Origin of the sequence: Alicyclobacillus contaminans DSM 17975, from assembly GCF_000429525.1 — a bacterium.
Taxonomy (GTDB): domain Bacteria; phylum Bacillota; class Bacilli; order Alicyclobacillales; family Alicyclobacillaceae; genus Alicyclobacillus_A; species Alicyclobacillus_A contaminans.
Map to the genome: position 1 here is coordinate 1 of NZ_AUCA01000067.1, position 9600 is coordinate 9600.

General features: G+C 54.7%; 8 protein-coding genes and 1 pseudogene. 2 read left to right on the top strand and 7 right to left on the bottom strand.

Annotated elements, in window-relative coordinates:
• The 3 genes from tnpC to tnpA all read right to left on the bottom strand — a co-directional run.
• Window positions 1–1570: IS66 family transposase (gene tnpC, locus G463_RS0116165; protein WP_026975968.1), on the bottom strand; the 1570-nt coding region annotated here is incomplete at its 3' end.
• A 67-nt stretch (window positions 1571–1637) separates the two neighbouring features.
• Window positions 1638–1967, bottom strand: a complete 330-nt coding sequence (gene tnpB, locus G463_RS0116170) for an IS66 family insertion sequence element accessory protein TnpB (protein ID WP_211227435.1) — start codon at window positions 1965–1967, stop codon at window positions 1638–1640.
• A 23-nt stretch (window positions 1968–1990) separates the two neighbouring features.
• On the bottom strand, window positions 1991–2314 hold the full coding sequence (gene tnpA, locus G463_RS0116175) for an IS66 family insertion sequence element accessory protein TnpA (RefSeq protein WP_026975970.1): 324 nt from the start codon (window positions 2312–2314) through the stop codon (window positions 1991–1993).
• Window positions 2315–2414: 100 nt separating this feature from the next.
• Here tnpA and G463_RS0116180 point away from each other — a divergent pair, with 100 nt between their 5' ends.
• Complete coding sequence (locus tag G463_RS0116180) at window positions 2415–3269, top strand: ATP-grasp domain-containing protein (protein ID WP_051322388.1); 855 nt, start codon at window positions 2415–2417, stop codon at window positions 3267–3269.
• 92 nt (window positions 3270–3361) lie between these two features.
• Here G463_RS0116180 and G463_RS20995 read toward each other — a convergent pair whose 3' ends face one another.
• The 3 genes from G463_RS20995 to G463_RS21000 all read right to left on the bottom strand — a co-directional run bounded on the left by G463_RS20995 (window position 3362) and on the right by G463_RS21000 (window position 8652).
• A complete protein-coding gene (locus G463_RS20995) occupies window positions 3362–3619 on the bottom strand; it encodes a hypothetical protein (protein ID WP_211227436.1) in 258 nt (85 codons plus the stop codon).
• 265 nt (window positions 3620–3884) lie between these two features.
• Window positions 3885–4136, bottom strand: coding sequence for a hypothetical protein (locus G463_RS0116190; protein ID WP_026975987.1), 252 nt, complete (start codon window positions 4134–4136; stop codon window positions 3885–3887).
• A gap of 13 nt (window positions 4137–4149) precedes the next feature.
• Entirely contained in the window at window positions 4150–8652 is a 4503-nt protein-coding gene (locus G463_RS21000; RefSeq protein ID WP_051322389.1) for a cation-translocating P-type ATPase, read from the bottom strand.
• 161 nt (window positions 8653–8813) lie between these two features.
• Here G463_RS21000 and G463_RS21005 point away from each other — a divergent pair, with 161 nt between their 5' ends.
• Complete coding sequence (locus G463_RS21005) at window positions 8814–9116, top strand: hypothetical protein (protein ID WP_035487812.1); 303 nt, start codon at window positions 8814–8816, stop codon at window positions 9114–9116.
• Between the two features lie 152 nt (window positions 9117–9268).
• Here the strand turns inward: G463_RS21005 and G463_RS23250 are convergent.
• Window positions 9269–9600, bottom strand: a pseudogene (locus G463_RS23250) (IS4 family transposase); the annotation flags it as partial.

Consider the following 9600-nt stretch of genomic DNA (forward strand, 5'->3'; position numbering starts at 1 on the left):
ATTTGCTTTTGCGTATGTCGCCGGGCAGTATCTCCGACCATGGCATGAGTGCCGCCATCGCTGTCTTGTCGTTCGTATCAACGTTCGGCAGCTGCTCGAACAGATATTGCAGGTAGGCGAACGGGTTGAGGCCATTTTCTTTTGCCGTCTCCACAATGCTGTAGGCAATCGCGCTAGCCCGCGCCCCACGCGGTGTGTTGGCGAACAGCCAGTTCTTGCGCCCAATCACAAACGGCTTGATGGAACGTTCGCTCCGGTTGTTGTCTATCTCCAGGTGGCCATCTTCCAAAAACACCGTCAGTTTGTCCCACTGTTTCAGGCAATACACCACCGCCTGCCCAAGCATGCTTTTGGGCAGTACACGCGCGCTTTGCTCTTCAAGCCATGCCAAAAATGCCTTCAGCACCGGTCTGCTGTGTACCAATCGGTTCTGGTACCTCTCCTCCGGAGTGGCATCCTTAAATTTCCGTTCCAGGGCGAACAGCCGGTTGCAGTATTCCAGCCCTTCCCTTGCAGCAACTGGCTTGGATCGTTCGCTGGTCGGCAACGCCTTGAGAGCTTCGTCAAATTTTCGCCTCGCGTGCGACCAGCACCCGACTAGCCGCACATCCGGAATGCCGTTGTATCCCGCGTAGCCATCCACGTGCAGGAAGCCTTTGAAGCCAGCCAGAAATCGTCTCGGATGTTCTGCAGACCTTGTCTCCTGGTAATCGTACAACGCAATGGGCGGTCCATCCCGTCCGCTGCGGTACAGCCACATATATGACTTCGTCTCCGCCGCCCGTCCGGCTTCGTGCAATACCTGCAGCGTGGTTTCGTCCGCATGCAGGTATTGCCGTTTGACCAGTTCACCATGCAGGTAGTCGTATATCTTACTCAGCCACGAAGTGGATGCGCGCACCACCCAGTTGGCCAGTGTCTGTCGCGACAACGGGATGCCGTGACGGGCAAATTGCTGCTCTTGTCGGTACAGCGGCATCCCGTCAACATACTTTTTGGTCATGATATACGCCACCGCCGAGGGTGATGCCAGACTGCCAGGAAACGCTGGCCACGGCATGGTTGCCTTGACCACAGGAGTCTCGGTGTTGTTCTTCTCACAATGGCGGCAGGCGTAGATGAACTGAACGTGTTCGACGACCTTCATTACAGCCGGGATGATTTTGAGTTCCTTGCGGACTTCTGAACTCATCTCATGTAGGAGACCGCCGCAACAGGTGCATACCTGCTCGGCTTCAGAGAGGCGATACTCGACACGCTCCACCGGCAAGTCCTTCAGCATGGCTTCTCGTTGACCAGGCTGTTTCTTCCGCCGTTCGTACGTGATGGTCTCCACCGTAGGCTCCTGTGCAGCGGGCTCAGCCTCTAACTCGGCTTCGTTGAACAGCCGAAGCTGGTTCTCGTCGGAACGCTCGCTGGACGCCCCAAATCGTTTATGCCGAGCCAGTCGGAGTTGCTCAATGAGCAACTCTACCTGTCGCTTCAGGTCTGCGTTTTCCTGCTTCAAGGCCATGCATTCTCGTTGCAAGGATTCAACTTGTTCGATGGTCGTGGTCGATTGGTTATCCATGAGGAAGTGTTTCGACAAAAGTTTCCGAAATCCCTTGTCAAAACTGAGGATCTCCGAAATTTTTCGTTCAAATCACCGCTTGTGCGTTCACCTTTGGATGCGCCTTCTGTTGGGTCAAGGAAAGCCCGTCCAGCAACCAGTTCAGCTCACGACGGCTGACTACGACGGTCTTGTCTGTGGTAGACTCTGGCCACTCAAACCGCCCCCGTTCGAGGCGGCGGTAGAACAGCCAGAAGCCGTTGTGCTGCCAATACAGGATTTTTAGCTTGTCCCGCTGCCGATTGCAGAATACAAACATACAGGGTGAGAACGGATCCAGCTGGAAGGACTCCTGAACCAACGCAGCCAGCCCGTCGATGGACTTGCGTAGGTCCGTGCTACCGCATGCCAGATACACGCGTTGCTCCGTTGCGATGTCGATCAGCATAGCGCGGACAGTGTACGCACGAGTTGGAGCAATAATTCCGCGTCGTATCCTGCGTGCACCTCAATGGCAACCTTTCCTACCCGAACCAGCAAAGGGGCCTCCGTGGCCGTTGCCTCGCGAAATTGAACTGGTAGAAAGCGAGGCGATGAAGACGGAGAAGTCGATTCAACTCGGAACTGGCGAACCCAGTACCACAATTGGTGCTCTTTCACCTGGTTCGCAGCGCACCACGCTGCGCCTGACAGCCCGCTGGCGCGAAACGCGGCCACACGCTCCCGCCAACTCTCTCTTAACTCCGCCTGTTCTGCTTTCGTCATAACATGCGCCTCCCTGAGCAATTCTCTGCGAACATCCTCTCAGAGACAGCGCTTTAGCGCTAGGTGTGGTGGATTTGACGCTCACATTGAAATGAGGAATTTGCTCAAGGATACGAGTTACACGCCTTACTACACCACTGAGATCATCCCCGATTTATACTCACACCTGCCGATTGTCGTTAAGTGCCCGCATTCCAACGGCTCGAAGGATGTACTGCTGGCCAGGTCGCCCAAAGAAATTGATGATCATATACAGTATTTTTCAAGAAAATATCCTGGAGAAACCATATTGTTTGAAGACTACATCGGAGGGCAGCAGTACCTGGTGGAAGTCTTGGTCCACGGAGGAGAACCGAGGACCATCGCAATTGTCGAACAGACGATCACATTTGAGCACCGATTTATTGTCACTGCATATAGAATTCGTCCCTCCATTGCACCCGCGTTCAAAGCGATGGTCTCCGAAATGGTCCATACGGTTGTAGATAGAACGGGCATGGTGACAGGGGCTTTACATATTGAATTCAAAGTTTCAAAGGGCAAGTTCAAAATTATCGAAGTAAACCCCAGAATCTCTGGATCATCCATGAATCGCATGATTCACTTCGCTTTCGGCATCAATTTGGTCGAGGAGACGCTCAAGTCTCAATTGGGGATAGAGCCAGACACTGAACGAAAAACTGAGCGACATGTTTATACGCAATATCTTACCGTTCAAGAGAAGGGAATTCTGCAAAAGGTCACCGGGAGGAATGCGGCACGTCGTGTTCCGGGCGTCGTAGAAGTATATGTTAAGCCACGAGTCGGTGCCATATTGCAACCGGCGGTTTCCATGGGTCACCGTTATGCCTATGTCATTGGTGTAGGGAATACAGAAGATGAAGCGGAGCATGCCGCGAAGACAGGGGCCGGTAGGATCACATTCCACATCACGCCGAAGGCAGACATCACATAGTTGGTTTGTATGATTCGTCATCGGCAGTGTCAGACGAAAAAAGGGTGGCTGCTCCGGGCACAACCATTGGTCCCCAGAACAGCCCCTGTGATTTACTGTGGAAGTTGAACCATGGAAGGAGACTGTTCGGCCTGTCGGCCAGCTGCGTTGAAGAGCAGCTTCCCTGCCTGTACACCGACAGTGGCTCCCAAGCGGTCCCCTACGACGCCACCGAGAATGGAACCAATCATGGTTCCAATTCCAGGCATCACGACGGTACCGAGCATGGCACCACATTCCACTCCAGCCATCGTTCCCAGAGCCATGGTCACATTTTTCGTGGAGTTCACGGCAAAATCGCCAGTTTCCATCTTTCCACTCGTCAAGGAAACCGTGTCCTGTATTTGAGCAATTGCGCCTGAGATCAGTCCGGCCCAGAGCGAACCACCCTTAAACATATTTTCCCAGATTTGTTCAACCCCCAATTTGTTCACCCCTTCTCGTTTTTTGTAGTCTGCCCGATATCCAAGTCTCGAATTCAGTTCCGCTACCGTCTTTGGCAAGCACATCATCGCCTGCGTACCATGCAATGGACCGCCAAGATTGGCTCATCACGTAATCCGAAAGTGCCTTTCCTTATGACGAAGGTCCACCTTCCCGATGGATCTTGTTGCTTAATCGCTTAAACTGTACTTCAGCCAGGAAATCTTCCATTTCCTCTTGTACACAGGACCACCCTTTACGGGCGCGGTCGCTCACTCCCAAACCTGCGGCCACGGTATCACCACTTCTCGTCTTGGACAAATCTCTCAACAATGGAACCAACACCGACGCAGCCAGAGAGAGCCCGGCAGCGGCCAGCAGGTTTTCCGCATTCAGCTTCACCACTGTGAACCTCCTTTTACGCGCAGGTGACCGCCGAGGAGTCAAGCGTCACTACTGGCTTGATTCGGCTTCGTTGGCCCAAATATCGCTGTACCAACCACGCCAAGCCCCCGCTGACGCTGAAGACCACAGCCCAATGGCGAAGTCCAAGCGGTACCGTTGAAAACACGGTCCGCAACGCCGGAATGTACATTGTTCCCGCAAGGGCAGCCGCAGATCCGATGGTCGCCAGGAGCAGTGACCGATCTCTCCTCAACCCCGCACTGTGAGTGGCTTCGTACTTGCGCCAGCCAATCGTTTGAATCAGTTGACCGACGACCAGCGATGCGTACACCATCGTCTGCGCAGCAGCCAACGGCACGCCCGCTGCAACCGCACCGGCGAACAAGGCAACGGCGCCCAATCCGAGAGCGCAGCCTCGGACGATGACGTTCCGGTACAGATTGCGATCAATGACATCCCGATACGGCTCAGGACGAACGCTGCGCTGCGGTCCTGTCACGAGTACCATCGCCGGAATTGCGTCCGTCAGAATGTTCATCAGGAGAATTTGCAGCGGAATCAGGGGCATGGGAAGTCCGATGATGATGGACACGGCCGTCACGAGTACCTCGGCCAGGTTCCCAGACAGCAGACAGCCCATGGCACGGCGAATGTTCCCGATGATGGTACGCCCAACCTGAACCCCATCTACAATGGAATCAAACTGATCTTCGCAAAGCACGATTCCAGCCGCACTCTTGGCAATGTCTGTGCCGTTGCAGCCCATCGCAATGCCAACGTCCGCTTGACGGATGGCCGGGGCGTCATTTACACCGTCGCCCGTCATCGCCACGACTTGTCCATTCTTCTGCAGCGCTTTGACAATGCGCAATTTGTGTTCGGGCAATACGCGCGCGAACACCGAAGCCTCCATCACCAACCGTACCAGTTCATCGGGGGTCAGTTGCTCAATGTCCCGCCCGGTCACAATGCGATCACCCGACTGAAAGATCCCAATCTCTGTCGCAATCGCACGCGCGGTGAGTGGATGATCACCCGTCACCATCACCGGTTTGATCCCGAGTTGGCGCGCTTCTGCGATACTCTTGGCCACGTCGGCTTTCGGCGGATCCAAAACGCCCATGAGTCCAACATAGACCAGTTCTTCATCCGTTGCCTCCAGCGGATCTTCGTGCTCCCCAACATGCCGATAGGCAAAAGCCAATACACGCAATCCCTGATTCGCCATGCGTACATTCTCGGCCTGAATGCGTTCCTCCACGGCTTTATCCAACGGGTACACTTCACCATCGCGCAGGAAGCTCGAACATTTTGGAATCACCACTTCGGGAGCTCCTTTGCTAAACACCACGCAATTGCGCAGGGAGCTATCCTGTTCGCAGATGACGCGTGTCTGCTCGTTCTCCTCGCAGACCACGCTCATGCACCGAGTTACCGAATCGAACGGAATTTCCCGATGGCGCTTCCAATCCGCCTGACTCAACTTGGCGTTGGCGGCGACCGTGAGAAATGCCAATTCGGTGGGATCGCCCACAGGTTCCTCATCTTCCTTCCCGAGGCGTGCGTTATTGCACAGCATGCCAATCATCAACAATTGCCGCATGTCCGGATCATCTGCCAGAGCATACGCTTCGTCCGGTTTGTTGCAAAGATGGAAGTCGTCACCGCTGACATGCACGCACTTTTCCAAAGTCACAAGCTCCCGAACACTCATCTCATTCTTCGTCAATGTTCCGGTTTTATCGCAGCAGATGACGGTCACGCGCCCCAGCGACTCCAGGTTCGCAAGCCGCTTCGTCATCGCGCGGCGCTTCGACAATTGGAGCACACCGGCCGTCAGCGCAATCGTGATGGTCAGCGGCAGACCCTCGGGGATCGCCGAAGCTGCCAGGGTAATGGAAGAGATCAACAACTCCAGGGGTGGAAGCCCTCGCATGAATCCGGTCACGGCCACCAGGGCAGACGCGGCGCAGGCTCCGAGGATAAACCACTTGCTGACTTCGGTGACACGTCGCTGCAGGAAGGTTGGCTCTTCCTTCGTCTCCCGCATGAGAGACTCCAAGACACCGAGTTCCGTCTGGGGTCCGGTGGCCACCACCACCCCCTTGCCGTGTCCGCGCGTTACCATGGTTCCCATGTGGAGAAGATTCGCTCGTTCGGACAACGGGGTATCTAGTGGTACCTCTCCTGCCTGCTTGGCAACGGACGTGGATTCTCCGGTTAAGATGGACTCATTGACTTCCATCTGCCATGACTCAAGAATCCGAATGTCGGCTGGCACCTTGTCACCCGATTCCAAATGAACGATGTCACCAGGTACCAGGTCTTGCGTCGGAACCAGCATTTCTTCTCCGTTGCGAAACACGCGGGATCGCCAGTCTTCTTCAATTTTCAAAGCCCCGATGATATCCGCAGAACGTTTTTCTTGCCAGGTCGCAATCAGCGCATTCACCACCAGAATGCCGAGCATGCACGCCGCGCTGAATCGTTCTCCCATGATGAATGCCAGCCCTGTCGTACCAAGCAGTATGAGCGTCGAAAGTTCCTTGAACTGTTTCATGAAAACATGCAGTGTCGTGGGCCGGTCGGGTTCAGGCAGTTCGTTCATACCCCAAAGTTCCTGTCGATCTTTGACCTGACGGTCCTTCAGTCCCTCCAAGCTGGACTCCAGCCGCTCCAGCAATGTCCGGATGTCCAGCGCATGAAAGGGTTCTCGATGGGCTGTTTGTCCACTCTCATGGAATGTTCTCTTGTGTGTCCCTTCTTCTCGTGGCATTGCTTCCTCACGTGCACGAAGACGCAGACCTCGACGTTGAGCCGCCATCAGATACACGGACAACACGTCGCCAGCCAGCGCGATGATTGGGGCCGCGACCGTGGACATCATCGCCATCGCCACGCCCAAGTAGTTCCACGATTTTAGAATACTTACATCCCGTGTGGCCCTGCGAGCTTTCTCCTGACAAAAACGCAGTGTCTCCATGAAACGATGTCCGTCATCCGACGCAAAACGAATTAAACGAGGATGCTCGAGCTCCATGCCTTCGCTGTGGACGAGGATTGTAACGGTGCCGGCTTCGACTTCCCGAATCAACTGTTCCTTGGAAACCTGTTCTACACCCGGATGCAGAGGACTTCCTGATCCCAAGGTGCGAACACGGAATCCGCGTTCTTGCAATTGATGGATGACATTCGACCAATTGTCGTCCTCCATGGGCCGATATCCGATGACCGCCACGGGTTGTTTGGCCACAACCAGTATTCGCGTTTGGAATCCCTCTTGCCGCATTCGCCTCTCCGCGAATTCCACGGAAGAACTCGGAATACCGTGCTGTTCCAAGAATAACCGAGTACCGAGCAACGTTTCACGGCCCTTGATAACACCACGCACCCCCTCCGCAGTGGCTTCTTCCACTTGGAAGGGCGTGTGCATGCTTCTGCCCAGTTTCGATACCTCCTGTATGACAGCGGATTGCCACGGATGCTGATGGCATTTTTGCAACAAGGAGGCCGTGAGTGCCAGCGCCTTACCGGATCCATAGTCCGCACGAATGGACTGGACGTTCCAGGAGGGTTGACTGTGCGACAGGCAGCGTTCGTCCACGACAATGCTGGTCGTGTTACCCACCATGGACAAGCTTCCGTACTGAGGCATCAGGAGCTTTTGTTCAGCCGCTTCCCGCTCAGCCTCGGCCCAGCGAAACTTGTGGGACAGCATGGCCGGCCGCGGATTGGCTGCCAAAGCAACCCCAATCGCGCGCAGGGGATTGCGAGTAACCAGGAGGACAAGCGAGGATAGCCATAAACCAAGTCGCCCCATCTTCCGACTGTGTGCGTCAAGTTTGGGGTCCAGCCACGTATCCTCCGGGCCCGAAAAAACCGTGTGACGCCGATACATGGCCAGGTTGACCGCCGCGATGACGGACAGTGCGACCAGGTTTTCACGAACAGCCGCCATGGACAGGGTCGCAAGCCCGAGCAATAAATCCGGGGACACAGACCGCCCTTGAACAAGTTTCTCCACACCTCTGCGCAAGACTGGATAACCCGCGACAATGGATAGGCCGGCACTTACCCAAAAGGTGAGCGGTGATGCAGCGAGTACGGACCTGCCTGCGACCAACCGTTTCAGCGCAAGTCCTCCCAGGAGGACGGTGGAGGCAATCGCCGGAGTCCGATACGGATTTTCCGCGGCATTCAGCAAAGGAGACATCGCAGAAGGTTCAATTCCGGCCTCCACCGTTGCAGCAACTTCCGCCTGGGACACCTGCGTGTTTGGCTGTTCCCTTCTGGCGAGCCATGCTTCGATACAGTGCATGATTTGTGTGTGGGAAATACGGGTTTCATCAAAATAAATCAACGCCCGCCCGGTTACTGCATTGCACCGAACGCTCTGAATACCTTGTGTTTGTTGCATCTTTGTCTGCAGCCGGTACGCGTTCACGGGCTGATTGTAAATCCATGGAACGGATACGCGAAGGCGCCCAGGCAAACGATGAACAACGGCAAGGTGCATGCTGCGAATCCTCCTCAGTCATTCCTAATGGACTACCATGCGTAGAAATCACCTGTGGTATACGCACAGAAGAGGGCGTCAAGTGAACGAAGGTTCGCATTGCATAAATTGCGGACACATGGTGAAAACATACGTGATACAGATCGAAAGGAGAGGACGTATTGGGTAAAAAAATTGATTTCTCGTCTCCGCTTGGCATTGCGATCACGGTTGCAGGACTGTTGTTGGTATTTTCTCCTGGAGCCAGAAGCACTTTGCGCCGCTTGATGGTAAATGGAACGGCCGCTGCCATGGATGCGATGGAACAAGTTGGGGGACTTACAGCGGGAATGATGGCCAAGGCTTCCGGCACAGCCAAACGCCAAGACCGGACGGATACCCACCTCGAAGTTGAAACCTTCATCCACTCTTCCGAAAACCCAACGAGTACTTCCGAACAAAGTACGAATACCGAAGAATCGTAAACATGAGGGGCTGTCCCAAAGTCATTCGCTGACGAAGGATAGCCCCGCGGCCCTCGAACCGGATTCCAATTCACCACCACGAGTAATCAAGGAGTTCCACCCCCCATCGCTGAACAGGCATGTTCAAGTAGCAGGACTCAAGTTTCGCACCCTCAGGCAGCTAATTTCTCCTTGACCGCACTGGGTAAACGATCGATGAACTGCTGCAGCACTTGTTCGATGACGTCGTTTCTTTGAGCCAATGTCACCTCTATGGCGGTTCTGAGCAGTTCCAGAAGCAACCGAAGAGCATCTACAAATCGGATGTCGTCGAGTTCGTCGCAGCAATCGAAAAACAAGGCACCGATAGTTCGGGGATCTTGGGCATCTCTGGAGGCTATTGCCAACATGATGTAGCGGGCGAACACAATGGTCGTGTGTGCGAGCATCTGGTCGTATGTACGTCCCTGTAATTCCTTGGTGAGCCTGAGATAAGACTTGCTCA

Excerpts from the sequence above, each read along its gene's own strand:
- G463_RS20995 (WP_211227436.1), bottom strand. The coding sequence starts at position 3,619 with ATGGAAACTGGCGATTTTGCCGTGAACTCCACGAAAAATGTGACCATG.
- tnpA (WP_026975970.1), bottom strand. The coding sequence starts at position 2,314 with ATGACGAAAGCAGAACAGGCGGAGTTAAGAGAGAGTTGGCGGGAGCGT.
- G463_RS21000 (WP_051322389.1), bottom strand. The coding sequence starts at position 8,652 with ATGCACCTTGCCGTTGTTCATCGTTTGCCTGGGCGCCTTCGCGTATCC.